General features: G+C 71.9%; 19 protein-coding genes. 5 read left to right on the top strand and 14 right to left on the bottom strand.

Annotation, left to right across the window (positions count from 1 at the left end):
- The first annotated feature begins 148 nt into the window (after nucleotides 1–148).
- Nucleotides 149–772: an HD domain-containing protein gene (locus VFW71_00555; protein HEU5001255.1), complete on the top strand. Its 624-nt coding sequence runs from the start codon at nucleotides 149–151 to the stop codon at nucleotides 770–772.
- Nucleotides 773–1,075: 303 nt separating this feature from the next.
- On the opposite strand, the gene VFW71_00550 is transcribed toward VFW71_00555, so the two are convergent.
- From VFW71_00550 to VFW71_00515, 8 genes are all read right to left on the bottom strand, one after another.
- Nucleotides 1,076–1,684 (bottom strand): hypothetical protein, encoded by a 609-nt coding sequence (locus tag VFW71_00550; protein ID HEU5001254.1) that lies wholly within the window; start codon nucleotides 1,682–1,684, stop codon nucleotides 1,076–1,078.
- 151 nt (nucleotides 1,685–1,835) lie between these two features.
- Nucleotides 1,836–2,276 (bottom strand): hypothetical protein, encoded by a 441-nt coding sequence (locus VFW71_00545; GenBank protein ID HEU5001253.1) that lies wholly within the window; start codon nucleotides 2,274–2,276, stop codon nucleotides 1,836–1,838.
- 1 nt (nucleotide 2,277) lies between these two features.
- The gene (locus VFW71_00540) at nucleotides 2,278–6,723 is read right to left on the bottom strand and encodes an FtsK/SpoIIIE domain-containing protein (protein HEU5001252.1); all 4,446 of its coding nucleotides are present in this window, start codon (nucleotides 6,721–6,723) and stop codon (nucleotides 2,278–2,280) included.
- A 55-nt stretch (nucleotides 6,724–6,778) separates the two neighbouring features.
- Complete coding sequence (locus VFW71_00535) at nucleotides 6,779–7,366, bottom strand: hypothetical protein (GenBank protein HEU5001251.1); 588 nt, start codon at nucleotides 7,364–7,366, stop codon at nucleotides 6,779–6,781.
- Between the two features lie 292 nt (nucleotides 7,367–7,658).
- Nucleotides 7,659–8,861, bottom strand: coding sequence for a sn-glycerol-3-phosphate ABC transporter ATP-binding protein UgpC (gene ugpC, locus VFW71_00530; GenBank protein HEU5001250.1), 1,203 nt, complete (start codon nucleotides 8,859–8,861; stop codon nucleotides 7,659–7,661).
- A gap of 22 nt (nucleotides 8,862–8,883) precedes the next feature.
- The gene (locus tag VFW71_00525; GenBank protein ID HEU5001249.1) at nucleotides 8,884–9,717 is read right to left on the bottom strand and encodes a carbohydrate ABC transporter permease; all 834 of its coding nucleotides are present in this window, start codon (nucleotides 9,715–9,717) and stop codon (nucleotides 8,884–8,886) included.
- Nucleotides 9,717–10,664, bottom strand: a complete 948-nt coding sequence (locus VFW71_00520) for a sugar ABC transporter permease (GenBank protein HEU5001248.1) — start codon at nucleotides 10,662–10,664, stop codon at nucleotides 9,717–9,719. Before VFW71_00520 ends, VFW71_00525 begins: the two co-directional genes overlap by 1 nt.
- A gap of 6 nt (nucleotides 10,665–10,670) precedes the next feature.
- On the bottom strand, nucleotides 10,671–11,918 hold the full coding sequence (locus VFW71_00515) for an extracellular solute-binding protein (protein ID HEU5001247.1): 1,248 nt from the start codon (nucleotides 11,916–11,918) through the stop codon (nucleotides 10,671–10,673).
- Between the two features lie 194 nt (nucleotides 11,919–12,112).
- On the opposite strand from VFW71_00515, the gene VFW71_00510 reads away from it, so the two are divergent.
- Nucleotides 12,113–12,334 carry a hypothetical protein gene (locus VFW71_00510; protein ID HEU5001246.1) on the top strand — a complete coding sequence of 74 codons (222 nt, stop codon included), beginning with the start codon at nucleotides 12,113–12,115 and terminating at the stop codon, nucleotides 12,332–12,334.
- On the opposite strand, the gene VFW71_00505 is transcribed toward VFW71_00510, so the two are convergent.
- Entirely contained in the window at nucleotides 12,331–13,926 is a 1,596-nt protein-coding gene (locus VFW71_00505) for an MFS transporter (GenBank protein ID HEU5001245.1), read from the bottom strand. The genes VFW71_00510 and VFW71_00505 overlap by 4 nt on opposite strands.
- Nucleotides 13,927–14,177: 251 nt before the next feature.
- Between VFW71_00505 and VFW71_00500 the strand changes: the two genes are divergently transcribed.
- Complete coding sequence (locus VFW71_00500; protein HEU5001244.1) at nucleotides 14,178–15,056, top strand: ROK family protein; 879 nt, start codon at nucleotides 14,178–14,180, stop codon at nucleotides 15,054–15,056.
- A 5-nt stretch (nucleotides 15,057–15,061) separates the two neighbouring features.
- Here VFW71_00500 and VFW71_00495 read toward each other — a convergent pair whose 3' ends face one another.
- Nucleotides 15,062–15,409, bottom strand: a complete 348-nt coding sequence (locus VFW71_00495) for a helix-turn-helix domain-containing protein (protein HEU5001243.1) — start codon at nucleotides 15,407–15,409, stop codon at nucleotides 15,062–15,064.
- A 67-nt stretch (nucleotides 15,410–15,476) separates the two neighbouring features.
- Complete coding sequence (locus VFW71_00490) at nucleotides 15,477–17,585, bottom strand: hypothetical protein (GenBank protein HEU5001242.1); 2,109 nt, start codon at nucleotides 17,583–17,585, stop codon at nucleotides 15,477–15,479.
- A 61-nt stretch (nucleotides 17,586–17,646) separates the two neighbouring features.
- Between VFW71_00490 and VFW71_00485 the strand changes: the two genes are divergently transcribed.
- On the top strand, nucleotides 17,647–18,066 hold the full coding sequence (locus VFW71_00485) for a hypothetical protein (GenBank protein ID HEU5001241.1): 420 nt from the start codon (nucleotides 17,647–17,649) through the stop codon (nucleotides 18,064–18,066).
- A gap of 99 nt (nucleotides 18,067–18,165) precedes the next feature.
- Here VFW71_00485 and VFW71_00480 read toward each other — a convergent pair whose 3' ends face one another.
- On the bottom strand, nucleotides 18,166–19,536 hold the full coding sequence (locus tag VFW71_00480; GenBank protein ID HEU5001240.1) for a hypothetical protein: 1,371 nt from the start codon (nucleotides 19,534–19,536) through the stop codon (nucleotides 18,166–18,168).
- Nucleotides 19,537–19,632: 96 nt separating this feature from the next.
- On the opposite strand from VFW71_00480, the gene VFW71_00475 reads away from it, so the two are divergent.
- Nucleotides 19,633–20,007 (top strand): FKBP-type peptidyl-prolyl cis-trans isomerase, encoded by a 375-nt coding sequence (locus VFW71_00475; protein ID HEU5001239.1) that lies wholly within the window; start codon nucleotides 19,633–19,635, stop codon nucleotides 20,005–20,007.
- Between the two features lies 1 nt (nucleotide 20,008).
- Here VFW71_00475 and VFW71_00470 read toward each other — a convergent pair whose 3' ends face one another.
- Nucleotides 20,009–20,554: a hypothetical protein gene (locus VFW71_00470; GenBank protein HEU5001238.1), complete on the bottom strand. Its 546-nt coding sequence runs from the start codon at nucleotides 20,552–20,554 to the stop codon at nucleotides 20,009–20,011.
- A 41-nt stretch (nucleotides 20,555–20,595) separates the two neighbouring features.
- The gene (locus VFW71_00465; protein ID HEU5001237.1) at nucleotides 20,596–23,457 is read right to left on the bottom strand and encodes an Ig-like domain-containing protein; all 2,862 of its coding nucleotides are present in this window, start codon (nucleotides 23,455–23,457) and stop codon (nucleotides 20,596–20,598) included.
- Nucleotides 23,458–23,505 lie beyond the last annotated feature (48 nt).

Genomic DNA, 23,505 nt, shown 5'->3' with positions numbered 1-23,505 from the left:
CGGTAGCGGTGGACATCGATGCCGGTGTAAACCTTCATCTGGGCCTCCTCCCCCGAGCTCGAGCTGCGTACAACCGTGGAGCCTACGAAGCTCCCTGAGCAGGGGGTCGAGGCCCGACCCTCATATCCTCAAATGTCCCCGCGATGATGTGGGCGGCGGCTGCGCCCAGGCTGTGCGGGGCAAGTTTCTCTCGCGGGCGGGCCGCCATACTGGGGCCCTGACGGACTACGCCGACGCCCTCGATCTCGTCCGGTCCAAGGCCGAGAAGGACATCACCGTCCGCCACCTCATCACGGTGGGGGGTGTCATGCGCCGCCTCGCCCGCCACTTCGGCGAGGACGAGGACCGGTGGGCCCTGGTGGGACTCTTCCACGACATCGACATGGACCAGACCCACGACGACCTCGAGCGCCACGCCTACGTCGGCGCGGGCTGGCTGCGGGAGGCGGGCATCGACGAGCAGATCGTCAACGCCGTGCTGGCCCACGCCCACGAGCAGTACCGCACCGACCTGGTCTCGAGGGCGATCGTGCCCGCCGACGCGGTAACTGGGTTCCTGGTGGCCTGCGCCCTGGTGCGGCCGGAGAAGGTGGCCGGCATGAAGGTCTCGTCGTGCAGGAAGAAGCTGAAGGAGCGCTCCTTCGCCCCGGGGGTGAACCGGGACGAGATCCGGGGCTGCGAGGAGAGCATCGGGGTGCCGCTCGACGAGTTGCTCCAGCTCGGCATCGAGGGCTTGGAGCTGGTCGCCGCCGAGGTGGGGCTCACGGCCTGACCGCCACGGCGGCCCCGGGATCTGACAGGGGGGCCTATGAGGTCACTTCGCACGCGTTTGGGGGCGAATCGACCGCCCTACAATCCCCGCGATCTTGCTATACCGACCATATCGGTTCACAGAGACCCGGGCCGGCGCACGCCTCGTCGCCGGCAGAAGGTCCTGGAAAGTTCAGGGCACCATCGCGTTGGTTCCCCCACCGGGACGGGGCTCAGCACCCGTCTGGCCTACTCTGATCGCCTCTGAGGGAAGCCGCACTTGTCAACACATGTGGACAAGCCTGTGTACGAGTCCCGGTCGGCGTTAGGAGTTGGGCTGCTGGAGCTGCCGGCGCAAGGCCCGGGAGCGGGCGAGGCCCAGTTCCCGCAGGTGGGGATCGATCGGTTTCGCCGGGACCCCAGGGGGCAGGCCGGCGGCGAGGCGCTCCTCGTAGGCTCTCCGCTCCGGGGTCATGAGCGGCAGAACGGCGCCCCGGTTGTCGTCGGTGCCCGGGCGGCGGCGGAACGGGATCGGGCGGTTGCCCTTCGCTTCGGGCCCCGGCGGACGCTCGCGGTAGCGCTCCTCCAGGGGCTCGAGGATGAAGGTGTCGGGCTGGCCGTCCGGGGCGCGGGCATCAATCGAGAGCAGGCCGGCGTCCACCAGGGCCAGCAGGTTCCGGTAGGCCTGCCCGGTGCTGCGGCCGAGGAGCCGGGCGATCTCGTCGGTGCCCAGGTCGGTACCGGGGGCAGACCAGGCGTGCTGCTTGAGGATGAAGTAGGTGAAGCGCACCGAGAGGTCGAGTTCAGTGTCCTCGAAGACCGGGTCGAGCGGGGCGTAGCCCCGGGCCTCGGCCGGGCTCCGGAAGCGGGCGCGGGCAGCCGGTCGGGCACCGTCCGAGGGCCGAACCGGCTGGATGCGAGGCTGCGCACTCATCGCGTCTCCCTCCCTGTCCCTCTCTGTGTACCCACCTATGTGCCCGGAATCATTGCTTACACCGATGTAGTTTGCCCGTCGGGCAGGAGCGGCGCAAGTCGGTCCGGCCATGTCTGGTGTCTCAGCTCTCCGGAAGCGCCCCGAGGTCACGCTACGAGTAGTGCACGAAGCCGGCGGTCTCGGCGAAAACAGGCGGCTGCGGGATGGGGACCGGGTCGGGCTCCGGCGGGTAGTGGTACCCGAACCGGTCCTCCCAGACTGTGGTGAGGCCCGACCGCTGCTTCTTCAGGCGGTCCACGTGGCGACCGTAGATCACCCGGTTCTCGTCGTCCATGGCCTTCTTCCAGGCCTGGGCGCACAGGGCGGCATCGCTGCGCAGGGCGGCCGCCAACGCGTGGCCGTCGGCGACCTCGCGCGCCACCCAGGCGGCGAACGTGTCGGCGTGCGGCCCCGAGAACCCGGCCTGCGCCTCCCCGGCCTGCGTGCTCCGGGCGCGGAGGGTGCCTTCGAGCTGGTCCGCCACGGCGTAGAGCTCGCGGGCCAACTCCAGTGCGTCCTGGTAGTCGAAGACGATGTCCTTGGAGGCCTGCATCTCAGCTCCCCGCCCCGCCCACTCCCGGGGTGCCCACCTGCAGGACCAGCGGGCTCCGCCCTGCCAGCAGGACCCCGCGGCCGGCGGGCATGGTCAGCCCCGGTCGCAGCGCCATGCGCATGCCCAGCACCGACTGCAGTTCCCCGGCGTCCATCGGCTGCAGCAGGAACCGCCGCCGGACCTTCTTCACCTGCTGCATGAGCAGGCTTTGGAAGTAGCCGGACAGCAGGCTGGCCGTCTCCACAGCGGCCACCACCCGCACGGCGTCGCAGCGGGCCAGCGGGTCGAGGGCCGCCCAGGCGGCGGGGTCCTCGAGGAGGCGGTCGGCGTCGTCCAGCACCAGCACCCGGATGATGTCCGGGTAGCTGGTGGCCAACTGCGCCAACTCCCCGGCGGCGACCGCCAATGCCGTGGGGTCGCCGAAGGCTGCCCGCCACCGCACCGCCTGCCGGGCCAGCGGGGAGGAGGCCAGACCGGCCACCAGCACGTCCGGTGAGCGCAGCCCGGCGAGGAGGGCCGCCAGCGCGCTGGAGCGGCCCGACTTCGGCGGCCCGGCGATGATCAGCGATCCCTCGGCGAGGTCCACCAGCACCGGCGCCCGGCTCACGTCCTCGACCCCCAACGCTGCCACCAGAGGACCGGTCCCCGCCGCCACCGGGGGCAGGGCTTCCACGTCCCGCAGCGGGCTGCTCCGCAGCCAGGGCGGGACGCTGGCCGGGCGGGCGCGGGCGGAGGTCTTGGCCAGCCGGGCGGCCTGCGCCCCCCCGTCGGTCGGCCCGCCCTCGGTGGTCACGCAGGCCACCTGCACGGTGAGGTCGTCGAGGAACCCCCGGCCGGGGCCGAGCTCCACCCCGCGGGCCCGGGCGGCGGGCACGCCCAGCTCGATGAGGCTGCGCTCGTCCACCTGGCGCAGGATGAGACGCCGCCCGATCGCCGAGGCCAGCACCGGCGCCACCCCGTTGGGGCGGTCGGCGGTGATGACGGTGTGCACGCCCACCTGCCGGCCCTCGGCCACCAGGCGGTGCAGCCGCTCCAGCCAGCCGTGCATGGCGGCGCTGGCGCCCTCGCCGGTCAGGACGTCACGCAGGGTGGGGTAGCCGTCGATCAGCAGCAGGACCCGGGGCATGGGCGGACCCCCGGCAGCCAGGTAGGCGCTCAGGGTCTCGGCCCCCGCCAGCAGGGCGCGCCGGCGGGCGATCTCCTGCTCGACCACCGCCAGGGTGCGGGTGACCGCCTCGAGGTCGTCGGCGGTGGCCACGCCGGCGCACGCCTCCAGGCCCTCTAGCGCGCGCAGCGCCCGTGAGGCGAAGTCGATGGCCAGCAGGGCGACCCCCTCGGGCGGTGCGGCGAGCACCGCGGCGGCTGCCACCGTGCGCAGCGCCGTGGTCTTCCCCGACCCGCCGCCGCCGTAGATCGCCAGCCCGCCGCTCTCCTCCAGGTCGAGGGCCACGGTGTCCTGGCGCTGGGACTGGGGGTCGTCGTACTCGCCCACCGGTATGCTCCACCGGCCGGGCCGCGACCGGTAGCCCCGCATCACCGTCTCCAGAGGGACGACCGGCGGCAGCTCGTCCAGCCAGGGGGCCCGCGGCGTGCGGATGTGCAGGGTCTCCTCCGCCGCCTTGACGGCACCGAGGAGTGCCTCGAGCTGGGTCTTCCCCGGCGGCGCCTCGGCCCGGGAGCCGAGCGCCAGCCCAGGCCCCCGCACTCCGCCCGCGGAGAAGTCGGCGATCTCGATCCGGCTGGCACCCCGGTCGAGGGGTGCTCCACCGTAGGCGGACTGGAAGGCGATCAGCTCGCCGGGACCGAGCCGGGCGAAGGCCCGGCCCCGCAGGGGGACGGGGATGGCGGCGGCATCGGGGGTTCCGATGATCGACGAGGACTCGGCGCCGTCGATCATCCGCAGGCTGATCCGGGCGTTGGTGTTGGCCAGGATGTTCTCGTTCACCGCGCCGGACGGCCGCTGGGTGGCCAGGATGAGGTGGATGCCCAGGCTCCGCCCCCGCTGGGCGATGTCGACGATGCCCGGGACGAACTCGGGGACCTCCTTGACCAGCGTGGCGAACTCGTCCACGACGATCACCAGGCTGGGCGGGGCGGTGTCCGGGTCGGTCGCCAGCATCTCGCCGAGGTCCTTGGCCCGGCCCGCCATGAGGTGCATCCGCCGGTTGAGCTCGGCCCGCAGCGAGACCAGCGCCCGGTTGGCCAGGTCGCCGTTCAGATTGGTGACGTAGCCCACCGTGTGGGGGGCGTCGCGGAACACCGAGCTGGCGGCGCCTCCCTTGTAGTCGACGAACAGCAGGTTGAGCCGGTCCGGGGAATGCCGGGAGACCAGCCCGCTGACCAGCGCCACCAGCAGCTCGCTCTTGCCTGACCCGCTGGTGCCGCCGATGAGGGCGTGTGGCCCATCGGCCACCAGGTCGATGGTGAGCGGCCCATCGGCGGCCATGCCGACCGGGGCCTCCAGGGCGTAGCCCCGCTCGGCCACCCAGCGCTCGACCACCGCCCGGCCCAGGCGCTCGGGCTCCAGCAGCGTCTCGTCGAACCCGAGGGCGTCGAACAGCGGCACCACCCGGGGGATGGCGCTGGTAACCGTCGCCGAGCTGGCGTCCCGCACCGGGGCGAGCGCCCGCATCGCGCGGTCGGCCGGCTCCCGGTCCAGCGTCTCGATGGCGAATGCCACCACTGCCCGGCCCGAGTCCCGGAACCACAGCTCTGAGTGCCCTTCGGCCGATGGCACGCACCGGGCGACCGCCTCGCACCGCTGGGGCACGCGGCCCGGGTCGGCGGTCAGCCAGAGCACGGACATCCCGGCGGCCGGTGCCCACTCCAGGAGCTGGGCCACCACCGACGGATTGAGCCCCAGGGCCTCGTCCAGCAGCACGGTGAGCCATGGCCACCTCCGGTCGGTGTCCCGGTCGCGCCCGGCGGCCCGCTGCTGGGCGATGGCCACCAGCCGGGAGCACAGCTCCTGGCCCGCCCGGGCGGAGGCGACGACGTGCTCGGTGGCCAGCGGCGAGCTGAGCGACCGGGTGTGCGGCAGCCACTTCACCTGATCGGCGAGCGGGTTGCCGGGCGCCAGGGCGGCGAAGACGATGAGGTCCTCGGGGCTGTGCAGGACGGCGGCCTGGAGGACCAGGGAGGCGGCCAGCCCGTGTACCAGCGGCGGCGGGCCGAGCAGGGCCACTGCCCCCAGCTCCCGGAGGGCGAGGACGATGGGGACGCCCTGCAGCGACCCGTGGCCGTCGAGGATCCCGGCGGCCTCCCGGCGGAGGTCGCCGTCGCCCTGGGTGCCCACCGGTGCCCGGACCCGGGAGGCCACCTCGCCCAGCCCCAGGCGCAGGGCGAGGAAGTCGGCGCTGCCCCGGCCCCGTGCCCACAGGTCCACGGATCTGCGCTCGGCCCGGCCCGCCAGCTCGGCGAGGTCGGGTGCGGCCTGCAGGCGCTCCGCCCGCTCGGCGTCCAGGGCGGCGGCCACCTCCCGGCGGCGCGCGGTCACCTCGTTCCGGAAGCGGGCGGCTTCCCGGTCGAACCGCCGGCCGCCGGACCGGCGCTCGTCCCACCAGGTGGCGCCCATGGTGATCGGCGTCAGGGCGGTGAGCGCCAGGAACTGGGGCTCGCGCACGAAGGCGTACAGGATCAGGCCGCCCGCCAGCGGGGCCAGCCCGGCCAGCAGCGAGAACCGGCGGGGATCGGGCCGGGTGGGGATGTCGTCGAGGGCCGGCAACGCCCGATCGGTGGCCGCGGCCGGCCGGTAGGGGGTGCGGTGGAAGGCGACGGTGCCCGCCACTGAGCCGACCGCTGACCCTGCGCCCCAACCCGCCTCCGGACCCGGCAGTGGCCCAGGCCCTCCGCCGCGCCGGATTGCCAGTGACGTAGCCCCGGCCCGCAGCACCGTGCCCGGGGGCACCTCGGCCACCGCCCGCAGCGGCTGGCCATCGAGGGTCACCGATCCGGGCGCCGCGACATCGGGCCGCACGAAGCAGTGCCCGTCGGGGTGCACGTCGAGGAGGAACTGGCGAGGGGCGAGGGAGGGGTCGCGCAGTGCGAGGCCCGGGCCGGGATCGGCCCCGACCGGGTGGTGGCCGGGCGTCAGGTCAACCCGCCTGCCGGCGTCGGGCCCGCCGAGGACCTCGAGCACCGCCGCAGCGGCCTCGCCGCCGGCTTCCGGATGCCGCCCGGCCTCCCGGGGCGGGGGCGGCCCGACCACCACCAGCGCCCCGGAGACCAGCCCGCTGGCCGCCACCGTGGCGTACGGGTCGATCCGCACGCCGCCCACCTCCCGGAACAGGCCTGGGGCGCGGCCGGGCGGGCCCAGCACGGCCGAGGGGTCGCCGAGGGCCCGGGCAAGCTCGGAGGCCAGGGCGGCGACCGTCGCCTGCGGATCGACCTCGATGCGCAGGTCCCGGGCCTCGCCGCCGGTGGGCCGGACCCTCAGGAAGAGCTGCATCGCCTCACCGCCGCAGGTTCAGCCGCCAGCGGTCGGGCGGTCAGCGGTCGGGCGGTCAGCGGTCCCGCGCCATGACGTCGCTGATCTGGGCGTCGATGTAGGAGGTGATCGAGGTCTGGGCCTCGTTCGCCCGGCTCTGCGCCGCGCTGGTGAACCCGCTCACCGCCGAGACCGCGCTCTGCTTGGCCTGGCCCTCCCAATCGGTGCCCTGCAGGGTGCGCAGGTGGGCGGAGATCTGGTCCACGATCGCCGAGATGTGCCGGGTCACCACCGGCTTCAGGGCTTCCAGCCCGGTGGGGTCGATCTCCACCGACCCGTCGCCGCGTGGCACCGGTGGCACCGGCAAGGCGGCCCCGTTGACCGCGATCGAGATCGGCGCCCCGCCGAGCGATGCGGAGACCGCCGAGGTGGCGGCCCGCACGGCGTCAGCGATGTGGCCCAGGTCCTGCCCCAGGCGGAGGCTGAAATCGGCCGCCATCTGGCCGCAGTGGCTCTTGAAGTCGACGGCGTTGGGGCCGAAGTAGCGCACCCCGACGGCGTCGTCCACCAGCCCCACCAGCTCGCTGCGCACGGCGTCGAACTGGCCCTGGGCGGCGGCGGCGTACTGGCGGATGCTGTCGGGGTTCACCCGGATCACAGGCATGACCACTCCCTCCTGCCGGCACCACCCGGCGGCTTTGAACTCGACAAACTCAGAAAACTCACGGAAGGGCCGGCTCCTGCACCCAGGCCTGGCGCAGGCCGCCGGCTCCCGCCAAGAAACACACGCATACGAGTAGTGACCATCGAATTCCCTCCTTGCCAGGAGTATTCATGTGCTCGGAAGAAAAGTCAAGATCCGGGGTTTGGGCAGGCATGCCGAGCAGGGGAGAACCCGCGATGCTTTTCGCGATCAGATGGTCAGCCGGGATGGTGGCCTTCCCAGCCTTCGGCGGTTAGTCGGCCGGCCCCCGCAGGGCGGCGCCCGTCCCCTCCTCGAAAAGGTAGAGACGCCCGGTGTCCACGGCGAACGTCGCCTGCTGGCCCGCCTGGATCCGGCTGGTGGGCGCCACCCGGGCGACGCCCACCGTCGTAGCGGCCGCACCGATCTCGCCCGAGGTGAGGGCGGCCTCCTCCTCGCTCCCGGCGGCGACCTCGGCGTGGACCGCCACCCGGTCGGCGTCGATGCGGAAGTGGATGTAGCGCTCCGAGCCCAGCTCCTCGACCAGTTCCACCTCAGCGTGCAGGGTCTGGGAGCCGGGCGGGGTGGATGCGAGCGCCGCATCGGGCAGGTCCTCGGGCCGGATGCCCACCACGAGGGGCTTGTTGCGGAAGGCAGCGAGGCCCTCGTCGGCAGCCACGTTCTCCGGCAACATCAACGTTTGGCTGCCCAGGCGCAGTTCCTGGCCGTCCTCGCCCAGCCGCGCCCGGTAGACGTTCATGGCCGGCGATCCGATGAAGCCGGCCACGAACAGGTTCGCCGGGGAGGTGTAGATCTCGTGCGGGGTGCCCAGCTGCTGCAGGAGTCCCTCGCGCATCACGGCCACCCGGTCGCCCATCGTCATGGCCTCGGTCTGGTCGTGGGTGACGTAGAGGGTGGACACGGCCAGGCGGCGCTGCAGGCGGGCGACCTCGGCCCGCATCTGGACCCGCAGCTTGGCATCCAGGTTGGACAGGGGCTCGTCCATGAGGAACACCGAAGGCTGGCGCACGATGGCCCGGCCCATCGCCACCCGCTGGCGCTGGCCCCCGGAGAGCTGGGCAGGCTTGCGCTTCAGGTGCTCGGTGAGCCCCAGGATCTCTGCGGCCTCCGCCACCTTGGCCTGGACCTCGGCCTTCGGCATGCGGTGCAGGCGGAGGGAGAAGCCGATGTTCTCCGCCACCGTCATGTGCGGGTAGAGGGCGTAGTTCTGGAACACCATGGCGATGTCGCGCTGCTGGGGAGACAGGTCGTTCACGACGCGTTCCCCGATACGGATCTCGCCGGCGGTGATGTCCTCCAGACCCGCCACCATGCGCAGCGCCGTGGTCTTGCCGCAGCCGGAGGGGCCGACCAGGACGACGAACTCGCCGTCGGCCACCTGGAGGTTGAGCTCGGACACCGCCTTGGCGCCGTTGGGGTACACCTTCGACACCTGCTCCAGCGTCACCGTCGCCATGGGGACCCCCTCTCGAGCGTGCTCACCGGAAGGACCCCGCGGTCAGCCCGGAGACGATCCGGCGCTGCGCCATCAGTACCAGCAGGGCGATGGGGATCGCGATGATCACCACGGCGGCGTCGATGCGGTTGTAGAACACCTGGAACTGGCTCTGGCCGAAGTTGACGATGGCCAACGGGGCGGTGAAGTGGGCGCTGCTGCGCAGGAACGACACTGCGAAGGTGAAGTCGTTCCACGCCAGGATGAACGCCAGGATGGCGGCGGTGAAGACTCCGGGGAGGGCGACCGGCATCACCACCCGGCGGAGCGTCTGCAGGCGGCTGGCGCCGTCCACCAGGGCGGCCTCCTCCAGCTCGATGGGGATCTGCTCGAAGAAGTTCTTCAGCAGCCAGGTGGAGATCGGCAGCGTGTAGACCAGGTACGTGACGATCAGCGGGTAGACGTTGTCCAGCATGCCCAGGTCCTTGAACAGCAGGAACAGGGGGCCGATCATCGCCAGGATCGGGAAGAAGCCGGCCAGCAGGATGAAGCCGAGGATGGCCCCGGCGCCCCGGATGTGCAGCCGGGCGAGGGCGTAGCCCGCCAGGGCGGCCACGATCACCGTCACCAGCGTGGTGGCCAGCGAGATCACCGCCGAGTTGATCAGGGGCGTGAGGAAGTGTTGGCCCACGAAGTCGGTCCGGTAGGCGGCGAAGCCCAGGTGGGGCGGGAGGAGGCCGATCTTGCCGCCGACCCCCTGGGCGGACTCGGCGTCTGACTCCAGCGACGTCCGCAGGATCCAGTAGAACGGGAACAGGGCGATGAGGACGGTCGCCAGCACGCCGAGGGAGAACGACGCCCGGCGCAGCCCGCGCATCACGCGGTCTCCGGCCGCAGGAAGCGCACGTAGCCCGCGGCCATCACCAGGGCCATCACCACCAGGAGGACCGAGATCGCCCCGCCGTAGCCGAAGTCGGTGTTGTTGATGAAGGTCTGGAAGTTGAGGAACGACAGGGTCTCGGTCGAGGTCCCGGGCCCGCCCCCGGTCAGGATGTAGATGACGTCGAAGACGAAGAACGCCTGCAGGGTGCGGAAGATGGCGGCGACCACGATCGCCGGCTTCAGCAGCGGCAGCGTGATGCGCCGGAACGACTGCCAGGACGAAGCTCCGTCCATCCGGGCGGCCTCGTAGACGTCAGAAGGGATCAGCTGGAGGCCGGCCAGCAGGATCAGGGCGACGAAGGGGATGTTCTTCCACGAGTCGGCGACGAAGATCGCCACCCAGGACCGCAGGGTGCTGCCGTTGACCCAGGTGATGGTGGACCACGAATGGTGCAGCCCGCCGAGGATGTAGTCGACGAAGCCCGCCCGGGGGTCGAACATGGTCTTCCACAGGGTGGCCGAGACCACCGTCGGGACCGCCCAGGGCACCAGGACTGCGGCTCGGAGCAGCCCCCGCCCCCGAAACTTGCGGTGCAGCATGAGGGCCAGCCCGAGGGCGAGGGCCAGGTCGGCCGCCACCGTGATGACAGTGAAACCCAGGGTGCGCTCCAGCGCCGCCTGCCACTCGGGCGAGGCCACCATCTTGTGGTAGTTGGACAGCCCCACGAAGTGCTGGGGCAGCCCGGCATAGCTGAGGTTGACGAAGCGGAACGAGTTCCACAGGTTGTAGACCAGCGGGTAGGCGGTGATCGCCAGCAGCAGGACGATCACCGGCGCCACCAGCAGGTACCCCAGCCGCCGGTCCTGGGTCAGCCGGCGGTCGTGGGGGGTGCGCCACCGCAGGCCGCCCCGGCGGGGCGCAGCGGCCGCGGGAACGCTCATGTGCCGCTATTGGCCGGGGGTTGCGTTGGCGTCGTTCTTGACGCTTGTGGCGGCGGCCTTCAGCGCATCGGCGGGCTGCTTGGTGTTGGCGAACACCGCCGAGAACATGGTCTGCAGATCGGTGGAGATCTGCAGGTAGTTGGGGCTCACCGGCCGGGGTTGGGCGTTGTCGTTGAGCGTCTTGACCTGCTGGAAGTAAGGGGCCGCCGAGTAGAGGTCGGAGGTGTAGGCCGAGGGCAGCGACGGCGGGTCACCGGTTGCCTTGGCCCGGGCGATCTCCACCGCCGGGGTGGTCAGGTACTGCACCAGCTTCCACGCCGCAGCGGCGTTCTTGGTCTTGGAGTTGATGCCCAGCATCTCGCCGCCCAGGGCTGCGCCCGGCGTGCCGCCCGGCCCGGCGGGGAAGGGGATGTAGCCCACGTGGTTCATGACCGGCGGGGTGGTGGCCAGGGACTCGACGAAGGGGTAGTTGATGGAGAAGGCAGCGTTGCCCGAGGTGAACTCGGTCTGCACCTGGCCCTCCTGCCAGCCGGTGACCGCGGTGGGGGCGATCTTGGTGGTGTAGATGGCGTCGTGCAGGAACTGCAGGGCGGCGAGGTTGCCCGGCGTGTTCAGGTTCTGCGGGTCGAGCTTGCCACCGAAGGCGGAGTCCACGGTGAGGAATGCGGTGATGGCCCCCTCGTATTTGGCTCCTTCAAAGGCGAGGCCTTCCTTCAGGGACGGGTTGGCCTTGACCGCCGCCTGGGCGTCGGCGACCACCTGCTCGGGTGTGGTGGGCGGCGTGGAGACCAGGTCGGTGCGGTAGTAGAGGCCTTCGGGGTTGTCGAACCACGGGATGGCGTAGTGCTTGTTGTTGAACGTCCCGGCGGCCACCTCGGCAGGGAAGTACTGGCTCATGTCCGGGTTCAAGCTGTCCAGCGCCATGGCCCAGCCTGCCTGGGCAAACTTCGCCGGGTAGGTGACGTCGGACTCGAAGACGTCGGGGGTCGAGGAGCCGGCGACGAAGGACTGCTCGAGCTGCGTGAGGTACTGCGTCGAATCCGACGACAGGGCGTCGATCTTCACCTTGATGTTCGGGTTGGCCTGCTGGAAGGCGTTGATGGCCGCCTGGGTCTGCTGGCCCTCGGTGCCCAGGCCGGACTCGGCGAACTCGATGGTGGTGGTGCCGGCGGAGGAGCCGGTGGTGGCGCCCCCGGATCCCTTGGTGGTGGACTTTCCGCACGCGGTGGCGACCAGCACAATCGTGACTGCCACGCCGCCAAACGCTCCCCAGCGCCCTCTGCTCATCGGTGCCCTCCGTTCCCCTGGTTCCGGTCCCCTGGTTCCGGCTCACAGCGCATACCCATGCAAGGCGTGGGCGAATCAGAGTCGGGTGAGAAGGGGTTTGGGGACCCCGCCGGGCGGGGTAGGCAGGCAGAGAAGGCGCTCACACCGAAAGGAGGTGCACCATGGCCAGCAGCCTGGAAGACCTGTTCTCGACGGACACCTCGACCGAGGAGAGCCAGCCGACAGCACCGGCCGTGTCGGCGGACTACCCCAAGGTCCAGGCGGGCTCGGAGCCCACTTCGGAAACATCCGCACTCGGGTCGATCCCGCTCTCCGTTTCAGAGAGCGACCTGCCCCATCACCGGGCAGCGGACCCGACGGCGACCGAGGAGTCCGAGAGCTAGAGCAGCTCTTCGGTGAGGTCGAGGACCTGAATCTCGACGTCGGCGGTTCGGGCGATCCGCTCCCGGGGGGACCTGGGCAGCGCCCGGACCGCCAACACCGCGCCCACCAACGCCACCCCGGCCGCCACCACGCAGGCCACGTTCGAGCCGTGGACAAAGGCGCCCTTCACCCCTTCCACCAGGCCCGCCGCCCGGTTGGCGGGTAGCGACCTGGCTGCCGCCAGGGCTGCCCCCACCGACGTCCGGCTCGCCTGTACCGCGGCGGCCGGGATGGCGGCGTGGAGCCGGGGCGCCGCCAGGGCGTGCTCATAGCTCGAGGCCCAGACGCTGCCCAGCACGGCCACGCCGGCGGCGGCGCCCACCTGCCGGGCGGCGTCGTTCATCGCCGAGCCCACCCCCGCCTGTGCCTGCGCCAGCGAGCTCATGATCGAGGCAGTGGAGGGGGCGATGGTGCACCCGACCCCGACGGCGGTGATGACCAGCGAGACCAGCAGGAGCCCGTAGGTGGTGTCGGCGTTGGCGGTGGCCCGCACCAGGAGGGCGGCGGCCAGCACCAGGAGCCCGGTCCCCGCAACCCGGCCGGTGCCGTAGCGGCGCAGCGCCCGGGGTGTCTGCAGCGACACCAACACCAGCACGACGGCGAACGGCACCGTGTACACCCCGGCCCGCAGCGCCGAGTACCCCATGACGAACTGCAGGTGCTGGGTGTAGAGGAAGTAAGTGCCGAGGGCCGAGAAGTACAGCAGCGTCAGGCTGAGCGCCCCCACCGAGAACCGGCGGTCCTGGAACAGGCGCAGGTCCAGCATCGGGTGATCCGAGTGCGACTCCCAGGACAGGAAGGCGAGCAGCAGGGCGATGCCCAGCACCGCCGACCCCAGGACGTCACCGCTGGTCCAGCCCAGACTGGGGCCCTCGATGACGGCGTACATCAGGCTCATGAGTGTGCCTACCGAGAGCAGCGACCCCACCGGGTCCGCCCGCCCGGGCGAGGGGTCCTTGGACTTGGGCAGCAGGAGCCCGCCGCCCACCAGGGCGATGACCACCACCGGGACGTTGATGAGGAAGATCGAGCCCCAGCTGAAGTGCGCCAGAAGGACGCCGCCCAGCACGGGGCCGATGGCGATGCCCACCGCCGCCATGGCCGCCCAGATGGCGATCGCCTTGGTGCGCTCGGCGGGGTCGGGGAAGACGGTGCCCAGGATGGAAAGCGTCGCCGGCATGATGAGGGCACCGCCGATGCCCATGAACGAGCGGGTGACGATGAGGAGGTTGGCGCTGCCGGCGAACGCCGAGACCAGGGTCCCGGCGCCGAACAGCACGAGACCCATCTGCAGGGCACCCTTGCGCCCACGGCGGTCGGCCATCGACCCGGCACTGAACAGCAGGCCGGCGAAGACCAGCTGGTAGCCGTCCACGATCCACTGCAGCTGCGCGGTGGAGGCGTGCAGGTCCCGCACCAGGGTGGGGAGAGCCACGTTGAGTACGGTATTGTCGAGGGCGATCAGCACGAGGCTCAGGCAGAGCACGGCGAGCGCCCACCACCGCCGGGCGTCGCCTGCGGGCCTCCCGGGGCGTTGTTCGATGTTCGTCATACATCGAACAATATCAGGCGGGTCCCGATCCGGCAAGGCGTTTTCGGACCATCAGCCGCGGCCGGGCACGGGGGGCCGGGGCGGCAGCCGCAGCGCTTAGTTGGAGGAGTAGTACATCCACTGGCTGTACCACGCCGCCAACAAGGGGCCCACGCCCGCCGGCCGCACGGGAATGGCCCGCCTACCAATGGGCACGCCCACCCGCCGCGGGCTGGCCGTCGCTCACGGTTCGGCCCGCCATACTGCCGGCCATGGGCCAGGTTCTGGCGATCGACATCGGCGGGACCAAACTGGCGGCCGGCCTGGTGGACCCGGCCGGGGTGCTGGTCTCCCGGGTCCACGCTCCCACCCCGGCGGCTGCCAATGCGGAGGCAATCTTCGCCGGACTGCTGCAGCTGATCGGGCAGCTGCCCGCCCCCGATGCGACGGCCTGCGGCGTCGGCTGCGGCGGCCCGATGGCGCCTGGGGGCGAGGCGGTCTCGCCGCTCAACATCCCCGCCTGGCGCGGCTTCCCCTTGCGCAGCCGCCTGGCCGCCGCCACCGGGCTGCCCACCTACGTCGACAACGACGCCAAGGCCCTCGCCCTCGGGGAAGGCTGGGTGGGGGCGGCCGCGGGCGAACCCAATTTCATCGCCATGGTGGTGTCCACCGGGGTGGGGGGCGGGATCGTGCTCGACGGCCGGCTCCTCGATGGCCGGTCGGGCAACGCCGGGCACATCGGCCACGTGATCGTGGAGCCCGGCGGGCGGAGCTGCGCCTGCGGGGCCCGCGGGTGCCTGGAGGCGGAGGTCTCCGGCCTGGCGATCCAGGCGCAGACCGGGCGCCCGGCCCGTGAGGCGCCCCCGGAGCTCATCGAGCGCTGCGGGCGCCTCGTTGGCCGGGCGGTGGGCTCGGTGGCCAACCTGCTGGACCTGCCCCTGGCGGTGGTGGCCGGATCGGTGGCCCTGGGGTTCGGCGCCCCCTTCTTCGCCGCCGCCCAGGCGGAGATCGCCCTGACCTCGGCTCTGGAGTTCTCCCGGGGGACGGTGATCCGGCCGGGCGGGCTGGGCGATGCCGGCCCGCTCATCGGGGCGGCGGCAGTGGGCCTGCGGGGCGTGGCTGCTCTACGGGGACAGGCCCCTCCGGGCTAGGAGCCTTACGGACTGAAGGCGAGCGGAGCCTCGGCCGCGCTGGCGGCCAGCACCGAGTCCAGCAGGCCCGGGAAGCGGGCGTCGAGGTCGTCGCGGCGGAGGCGGTGGAACTTGCGGGTGCCCTCCTCCCGGGCGGCCACCACGCCGCTCAGGCGCAGCACCCGCCAGTGGTGGGTGGCGGTGGACTTGGCGATCGGCAGGTCCTGGAAGCTCCCGCAGCACCGCTCCTCGCCGCACGCGTCCAGCCGGCGCACCAGGTCCAGACGGATGGGATCGCTGAGGGCGTGGAGCACCTTGGTGAGGGCGATCTCCTCCCTGGCAGGGTGGTACAGCTCGGTCTCGGTGGGCAGCATCATGGTCACGCTCCAGGTCCCATTGTACGGCGATGATCGTACAAGGCCATGATCGCACAAGGCCGGCTCAGCCGGTGAAGGGATGGGTTGGCGTCGATCCGTCCGGGGCCAGGAGGTCGAAGCCGTCGGGCGTGTTCAGCTGACCCGGCGCCATGCCCGCCTGGTCGTTGGTCCCGTACTGCCACACCAGGGCGCCGGTGGCCGGGTCGATGGCCACCATGCGGTGCCGGTAGTCGTCGTTGATCAGGTAGACACCGCTGGGCAGCAGCTCGGCCAGCGAGGGGTGGTTCAGCATCCCGGGTCCGGCCGCCACGTGGTAGGTGCGCAGGATCTGGCCCTCCCGGGTGAACTCGACCACGCCCCCGGGCTTGGCGTAGTCCGCCTCCAGGTAGTGGTCGGCATCGTTCCCCGGGCCGGCCCCCACCTGCTGCGGGTCCGACGGGTACGTGACGCCTGGGAGGTGCACCGTCCACACCAGGGACCCCGTCGGCGTGTACTCGCTCACCCAGACGCCCGTGATCTCGGAGACCAGCAGGTTGCCGTCGGCCAGCGGGGTATCGCCGTTCGGTGTCCCCATTGATGCCGGCGGGTGGTGGGTGCACGTCCCGGTGGTTCCCACCTGATGGGCCAACGTTTTGTCGTTGTTGATGACCAGGATCCGGCAGTTGTCGGCGTCCGCCACCGTGATCTGGCCGTCCGGCAGCAGGTAGGCGTCATCGGGCTCGTGCAGGAAGCCGGGACCGGCGCCCGGCGTCTTCGGGTGGCCGTAGGACCACACCACCGTCCCGGTTGGGTAGGCGATCTGCACGATGGTGTCATTCTGCTCCTGGTTGGAGACGATCACCGACCCGTGGCGGGCGAAGAAGGCGTCGTCGGGGAAGTAGAAACCGAGCGGATCGGCGGACAGTCCCGGGCCGGGATACTCCCAGGTCACATGCATGGCGGCATCCATGAGCAGCAGGCGGTCGTTGCCCCGGTCGGCGATGAGCAACTGGGTGCCGTAGTAGGGGGATCCCGCCCCCGGGGAGCCGGCCTGGCCGAAGCTGGCATTGGGTGTCAGCACCTGGACGGCGGCGACCAGGCTGCCGCTCGACTCGCCGCCCACCAGCCAGGCCGAGCCGCCCGCCACCGCCACCCCGGCGTGCGAGACCGGCACCTGCAGCTGGCCGGCGGGCAGCACGGCACCGGTGGCGGGGTTGAACGCCCAGATGCCGCCCGATGTGGGCACGATGGACCCGGTGGGCCCAGTGTGCCCGGTGGCCCCGGCTCCTGCCCCAGGTGGCTCCGGGCCCAGCCAGGTCCCGGGCAGTTGGGTCCGTCCGGCGCCGGGGGTCACCGTCTGGGTTTCGGCGGTGGTGCCGCCGGCCAGGTAGATCTGGGTGCCGATCGTGACCGCGGCCGCGCCCGTCACGTGCATGGGGAGCTGGCCGGCGCGGGTGGCGGAGCGCCGGGCGGGGTCGATGCGCTGGATGGCACTGACCGGCTGACCGTCGGTCAGGCCCTCGCCGCCGAAGACGTAGATCTGGCCGCCGACCGCCGCCACCGCCGGATAGCGCACCGGAACGGGGAGGTCGGCCACCTTGGTGAAGGTCCTGGCGTCCGTGGTGGCGAGCACCGCAGCGTCGCCGCCCACGAGGTAGGTCGTGGCACCTACCGTCACGCTGGCCGCTCCCGAACGGGGCTGGGGGAGTGTGCCGGTGACCGGCACCGTCCCGCCCGGGGACGGACCCACGGTTTGGACGGTCGCCACGGTAGCGGAGGCGGTCCCGCCGAAGAGCACGCTGCCCCCGCCGACCACCGCACCGGCGGCATCCTGGACGCGCTGGCTCAGCGACCCCTCCGGCGTCAGGGCTCCCGAGGCGGTGTCGAGCAAGTACACCCCGTTCGACGGTCCGGCGCTGCTGGCGCCCCCCGCCAGGAGGAGATGTCCCGGGGCTGCGGGCAGCACCGTGACCCGGCTGATGGGCGTGCCGAGCCTCCAGGGAAGGAGCCCGGCCTCGATGGCGGGGATGGGAGCGGAGACGGCGGTGGCGGTTGGCGATGCCCCGGCTGCCGGCGAGCCGGTGGACGTCTGCGCAGCAGGCCGGTGCGATCCGCTGGTGCATGCCGACAGGAGGATGGCCACAACGACCAGCACGGCGGTGCGGGCGGGCAGGAAGCGTTCCGGCGCTCTCATGTCCGGCAGCATCCCGGGCGCGGCTGAAGGCGCGGTGTGGGCGGGTACTGTGACCCCGGCGATGAGCGACGCATCCGGCTACACCATTTCCGTTCCTGACGGCGTTCCCGACAACCCCGAGAGCCTTGTGGGGCGGAACCCCGGCGGGCTTGACCCCGGCGGCGCCAAGACTGCCGCACTGGCCGCATATCTTGCCGCCCAGGGGATCCCGGTGCACCTTGCAGCCCGCGGGAGGGTGACCGTCGGGGCGGTGACGGTGGCCGGCATGGGCACCGCCGCGGCGCAGCTGTTCGCCACCTTCGGGTGCGGCGTCGAGCTGGATGTCGCCGCCGAGCCGCCGGTCCTCCGCCCCCGGCCGGACCTCGCCCGAGGGACCGTCGAGACCCGCTGGCCCGATGGCCACACCGAACAGCGTGCCGGCCTGCAGACCGCCCAAGTGGGCTACGTGCTGCGCACCGCCCTGGCCACCACCGGGCGCTGAGGGCCCGGGAGGCCGGCCCAGATCGTGGCAGGTCGATTTGCCCGCGAAAACCGGCAACGTGACCTCATTGCGGCCGACGAACGACGCCGTGGGCAGGGTTCAGGGCGCCGCTGTGCCCCAATAGCCCGATCGCCGGGCCGGCCTACGAGCGGCGAGATCGATCACGTTGCCGCCGCCCACCACGCCCTTCGGGGTCGGCTCCCGCCGGGTGGCCGCCGCCTTCTGCGCCTCCTTGCCGGCTTCCTCCAGCAGCTGGCGGCGCAGCCGGGCCACCGCCCACAGACCGATGGGCGTCAGCCGGGCGGCGCCGTCCGCCCCCCCGATCCAGGTCTCGGCGGCACCCAGCAGCTCGAGGGGGAGGAAGACCCCGCGGCGGATGCTGGACGACACCATGTCCACCTGCCAGCGGACCTGGTCGCGGTTCAGCTGGTCGGTCACCCAGGCCGCCGCGATCCGGCTCCACGTCAGGGCCGCCACCGGCAACAGGGCGATCCCGCTTCGGCCGGCATCGAGCGCCATCCGCAGGTAGGCCGGGCCATGGTCGGCGACCAACTCGGCCCAGAAGGGCCGGCGGCGGCTCGGGTACCGGAAGGTGGCCCACGAGAGCCGGCGGGCGCCGGCGTCGAAGAGTGCCCACCAGTCGTCCATGGGCGCCCGGCCGAACTGCCTGCCCTCGGTGGTCGGGACGAGCTTGCCCTGGCGCACCCGGACCAGGCGGGCCGCGCCGGCCCATGCCCGGGTGAGCTCGATGGCCTCGATCTCCGAGGTGCTTCGGGTCTTGAAGATCTCCTTGCCGATCTTCTCGTCCAGGAGGTAGTCCCATCCCATGGTCTCCAGGAAGGCCCGCCCGTGGGCCATGCCCAACCGGCCGGTGTCCGTGAGCCTGACGCCGGCGCCGATGACCTCCAGCAGGGCCCCCACCGCCTCCAGCCCGGTGCACGGTTCGGGCAGGGGCGGGCGCATGCGGGGGTCGGGCTCCCGCACCTGGGCGAGGAGCCCGGCGGTGCCGGGCTTGAGGTCCCGGAGGGCCTGGGCAAGCAGCGGGTCGTCCGGGTCCGCCGGCGGGACGGAGCATTCCAGCTCCCGGGCGGTCATCCACAGCCGCAGCTCCTCGAGCCACAGCGGCAGGGGGGTGGTGTTGCGGGTGCGCCAGCGGCGTTCGTACGCCGCGGTATCGGCGCATACCGCCATACACCCGGCGACGTCCCAGCCCAGCCGGGGGCCGGCGAACTCGACCAGATCCGCCACCTGCTGGGGGTAATCGGACGGCGGCTCGGGCTCCGAGCGGAAGCGCAGGGGTAGGTAGCCCCAGAGGAACTCGGTGGTGCGGGCGATGGTCGCCGGGGCGCCGTCCAGCCACTCGAGGAAGGCGCTGGCGGCGTACTCGACGGCTCGCCCGGTGTGCTCGCGGTAGCCGGCCAGCAGGGTCATCTGGTCGTCGGAGAGCCACTGCTTCCAGGCGAAACCCACGTTCCCACTTTACTGCCGGTGGCACCCCGGCCCGCCGGAATCGGGGTTGTGTCGGCTAGGGTGGCCTGACTGCTGCCCACCGGAAAGGACCCCGCCATGGCCCAGACCAAGCCCGCCGTCACCGTCCCCGCTGGCCCGCCCCCGACCGACCTGCAGATCGAGGACCTCGAGGTGGGCACGGGCGCCGAGGCAACGGCGGGCAAGCACGTCACGGTCCAGTACGTGGGGGTCGCCCACTCGAACGGGCGCCAGTTCGACGCCTCGTGGGACCGGGGCCAGCCCTTCAGCTTCCCGCTGGGTGCCGGCCGGGTGATCCGGGGCTGGGACCAGGGTGTCGCCGGGATGAAGGTGGGCGGGCGCCGGCAGCTGGTGATCCCGCCCCACCTGGGCTACGGCGACCGCGGGGCGGGCGGCGCCATCAAGCCGGGAGAGACGCTGATCTTCGTCGTCGACCTCGTCAGCGTCGGCTGACTCAGGCACCGCCCCCGACCGACCGGGCGGGAGACGGGACCGGGGCGGACGCCGGTTGCCCGGAGGCATCGACCAGGTGCCACTGGCCGCCGAAGCTGGAGGCGCCCTGCCCGTTGAGCTGGCCGGGCGAGATGTCGGCCCGGTTGGTGTACAGCGGGCGCCCGGCGTAGGTGACCTGGTCGCCCCCGTCCGGCCGGCGGCTGCGGCCTACGAGATCCGCCTGCACTCCCGGTCCCGGCAGCACGCTGCCCGCGCTCGGCACCGGTGGCCACTGGGCCGCGCAGGACCCGGTGCAGCGACTGGTGCCCCTGCCGTCACCGGAGAAGACGTACACCGGGTAGCCGGCGCCGGTCTCCAGGATGGCGCCATAGGCGGAGTCGCCCGTGACAAGTCGGAGCGGGGCCGTCCCGGGCGCGGCGGTTGTGGCCGGGGGTGTGGGCAGGCGGGGCGCGGGCGACGACGGGACGGAGCCGCCCGGCGTCGCGGCCGGCCCCGAGCACCCTGCTAGAACCGAGGCCAGGGCCCCGGCCAGAGCCGCCGTCCGCACGAGGCGGATCGGTGCCCAGGCCGGGGACCCGGCGGCAGGTGTCAGCAAAAGGTCGCCACGATGGTGCCGGTGCCGTGGCTCTGCGGGTTCGGCCCGTAGCCGGGGTCAGTGGCAACCACCACGATGTGGGTCGAATTGCCGGAGAAGACGTTGCCGGACTTGGCCACCGTGCTCGGGACGATCACGCCCATGTAGGTAGGGACCCCCGAGGTCGGCGGCGGGCTGTTTCCCGGCAGCGTGGTCCAGCTGCCTCCGCAGGACGCCGGCGGGGTGCTGGTCGGCAACGAGATCGTGCCGATGAACCCCTTGAATGCCGGGTTCGCCACCCCGCCCGAAAGTTGGTTCAGGGCATACCAGTTGTCCCCCCACCAGGTCACCGGCGCCCTGCCGGCAGCCACTGTCTGGTCGCCCAGGGCGAAGGCGCCCCGGGAGGGGAAAGCGAAGACGATCGCGGTCTTCGACGTGTCCTGCGATGGCAGGTAGTAGGCGTCCCCCGCGAAGGTGGCCGACAGCGGTTCGGGACCCAGGGCGCCGCTGAACGTCAGCGTGCACGAGGCGGTGCCGGTGCTGGCGGTTGTCGCGGTGCACGTCTGCGCGCCCAGGCCGAGGGTGACGGTGCGCCCCGCGATCGGGTCGGTCGGTGGGTCGCCCGCCGTGGCCGTGGTGTCCTCGAACAGCCCCGCCGTGAGGGTGACTCCCGAGGCCCCCTGGAGGATCACCGTGGGTCCGGTGTAGGTGGTGGTGGTCTCCTCCTTGGTGATGGTGAAGGTCGTGCTGGCGTCGGCGCTGGCTGCGTAGTCGGTGTCCCCGGCGAAGGCCGCATGCATGGTGTAGGGCGCCGGGACCTGGGTCGGCGTGACGGTGCAGGCCGCCACCCCGTCGGCCCCGGTGCTCGCCGAGCAGGTGTCCGTGGCGCTCGTGCCGATGGTGAAGCCGATCGCTTTCCCGGCGATCGGGGTGCCGTCCGCCGGGTCGGTCAGCGTGGCGGAGACGGTGGCCGCGTCGTGGTAGTCGCCGGCGCTGGCCCCGTTGAAGGTGACCTTGGTGTCTTCCTGGTTGATGGTGAAGGACGCCGGGCTGCTGCCGGCCGCGGCGTAGGCGCTGTCCCCGGCGAACGAGGCCGAGGCAGAGACCACCGCCGGGTCCTGGGTCAGCGTGATCGTGCACGAGACGTGCCCGGCGGCATCGCTGGTACCCGAGCACGACTGTGTCCCGGCCGACAGGTCCACGCTCTCGTTGGGCACCGGGGCGCCCCCGACGCTCAGATCGGCGGCGAGGGTGACCTGGTCGTTGAAGTCGCCGCTGGTGGCCCCGGCCCAGGCGAGGGTCGGGGTGATCTGCGCCGAGCCCATCGTGACCTGCGCCGAGGAGCCCGAGATCGAGTTGACGGCGACGTAGGTCTTGTTGGCGGCGTCGACGTACTCATCGCCCGCGTAGAGGAGCCCGTTGTGACCGTCCGGCAACTGGTCCACCCAGTAGGAGCGGTTGTCGGCCCCGAACAGGTGCACCACGACGGCGCTGGCCGGGAAACCGGAGTCCCAGCCGGTCTTCTGGCGGTACTCCAGCGTGTAGTACTGGCTGGTGGTGCAGCCGAAGCCGGTCCCGCTGCACGTGGGCGGGCTGGTGGGCGCCGCCCCGGTCGGGTCGGCGTTCTGGATGGTCACCGATGCCGGCACCCGCGCCTCCAGGTAGTCGCTGCTGCCCAACCGGGCGTTGGGGTCGGAGAGCGCATGCAGGGTGATGGTGGACTGGTTCGGCGGCGAGGCGTTGTTGAAGGCGAAGTGCCGGCCGGAGGGGATCCAGCCCTGCAAGTCCAGGTCGATCGCATCCAGGCCGGGGCCCTTGTCGTCGACCACACTGCCCAGCACCGCCCCACCGAACGAGGTGCCGAGCGAGCCGGTCTCGTAAGTGCCGTCGTAGGCGCTCATGATGTCGGTGGCGTCCTTGTAGTCGACAGTCGAGAAGCTGAGCTTCCGGGAGTGGTTGTAGCCGAACCCATGCCCGGTCTCGTGCCCGGCCCCGGTGAGGTTGGCCTCGTTGGGCAGGACGACCTGCGCCAGCTGGTAGGTGTTGGTGTCCGACAGTGTGACGTTGCTCAACCCGGGCGGGGTGCCGACATGGCTGCCGCCGGTCACCTCGCCGAAGTCGCCGGGCACGCCCGCGCCGACCGCGTTCCCGCTGCCGTCCACCGCCGGGTGGGCCGTCGCGGTGGTCCCGTTGGCCGCACGGGTGATGGTGAAGGTCTCGGTGCCGTCGCCGTTGTCGTGCGCGGCGGTGACGTTCACGGTCTCGCTCTGGATGTTCATCATGAACGGAGCGGCCGGCCAGTAATTGGTGGTGGTGACGTTGGAGGTCGCGCCGCTGGAGTTGGTGACCGTCACTGCGGTGTCGGCGGCGCTGATCCCGGCCGTCAGGTTGCCGGCCGCTTCGGGGAAGATCGCCACCACGCCGTAGTAGTTGTGGAAATTGACGTCCGGCAGGGCGGCGTTCTCGCAGTCGACGATCTTGCCGTAGCGGTCCCGCGAGTAGCCCCAGGTGTCGCGGGTCTCCGGGACGGTGTACCAGCCGTTGGCGTCGGCGTGGGACCCGTCGATCACCGTGGTGCCGGCGACCGACAGCTGGTCGAAGGACACGTCGTGCCAGAAGTCGACGAAGTTGAACTGCCCGGATCCCGAGCCCCCGTTGCCGTACATGGTGTTGAAGTAGCTCGCCGGTGCCGGGTCCAGCCGCTGGTTGGTGAAGTTGCACAGCACGACCGCCCACGGGTGCGTGCCGGTGCCGACATAGTCGGCGGGCGCCGGCGGAGCCAGCGTGGCCACCAGCAGGCCAGCCACGGCCAGGCAGGTCAACGCACGTGCCGCGCCCGACATCCGGGCGCGGTGCCACCACGAGAACCGTGTCACAGGAACCCCCTCCCTGGCCGTACGCCATGTGCGGTGCACCGCACACCG

Source organism: Actinomycetota bacterium (genome assembly GCA_035765775.1).
Taxonomy (GTDB): domain Bacteria; phylum Actinomycetota; class CADDZG01; order JAHWKV01; family JAOPZY01; genus DASTWV01.
This window is presented reverse-complemented; position numbering and strand designations above follow the sequence as displayed.

Coding starts and splice junctions, on each gene's coding strand:
- VFW71_00550 (HEU5001254.1), bottom strand. CDS start 1,684: ATGAGTGCGCAGCCTCGCATCCAGCCGGTTCGGCCCTCGGACGGTGCC.
- VFW71_00545 (HEU5001253.1), bottom strand. CDS start 2,276: ATGCAGGCCTCCAAGGACATCGTCTTCGACTACCAGGACGCACTGGAG.
- VFW71_00540 (HEU5001252.1), bottom strand. CDS start 6,723: ATGCAGCTCTTCCTGAGGGTCCGGCCCACCGGCGGCGAGGCCCGGGAC.
- VFW71_00535 (HEU5001251.1), bottom strand. CDS start 7,366: ATGCCTGTGATCCGGGTGAACCCCGACAGCATCCGCCAGTACGCCGCC.
- ugpC (HEU5001250.1), bottom strand. CDS start 8,861: ATGGCGACGGTGACGCTGGAGCAGGTGTCGAAGGTGTACCCCAACGGC.
- VFW71_00525 (HEU5001249.1), bottom strand. CDS start 9,717: ATGCGCGGGCTGCGCCGGGCGTCGTTCTCCCTCGGCGTGCTGGCGACC.
- VFW71_00520 (HEU5001248.1), bottom strand. CDS start 10,664: ATGAGCGTTCCCGCGGCCGCTGCGCCCCGCCGGGGCGGCCTGCGGTGG.
- VFW71_00510 (HEU5001246.1), top strand. CDS start 12,113: ATGGCCAGCAGCCTGGAAGACCTGTTCTCGACGGACACCTCGACCGAG.
- VFW71_00505 (HEU5001245.1), bottom strand. CDS start 13,926: ATGACGAACATCGAACAACGCCCCGGGAGGCCCGCAGGCGACGCCCGG.
- VFW71_00500 (HEU5001244.1), top strand. CDS start 14,178: ATGGGCCAGGTTCTGGCGATCGACATCGGCGGGACCAAACTGGCGGCC.
- VFW71_00495 (HEU5001243.1), bottom strand. CDS start 15,409: ATGCTGCCCACCGAGACCGAGCTGTACCACCCTGCCAGGGAGGAGATC.
- VFW71_00490 (HEU5001242.1), bottom strand. CDS start 17,585: ATGAGAGCGCCGGAACGCTTCCTGCCCGCCCGCACCGCCGTGCTGGTC.
- VFW71_00485 (HEU5001241.1), top strand. CDS start 17,647: ATGAGCGACGCATCCGGCTACACCATTTCCGTTCCTGACGGCGTTCCC.
- VFW71_00475 (HEU5001239.1), top strand. CDS start 19,633: ATGGCCCAGACCAAGCCCGCCGTCACCGTCCCCGCTGGCCCGCCCCCG.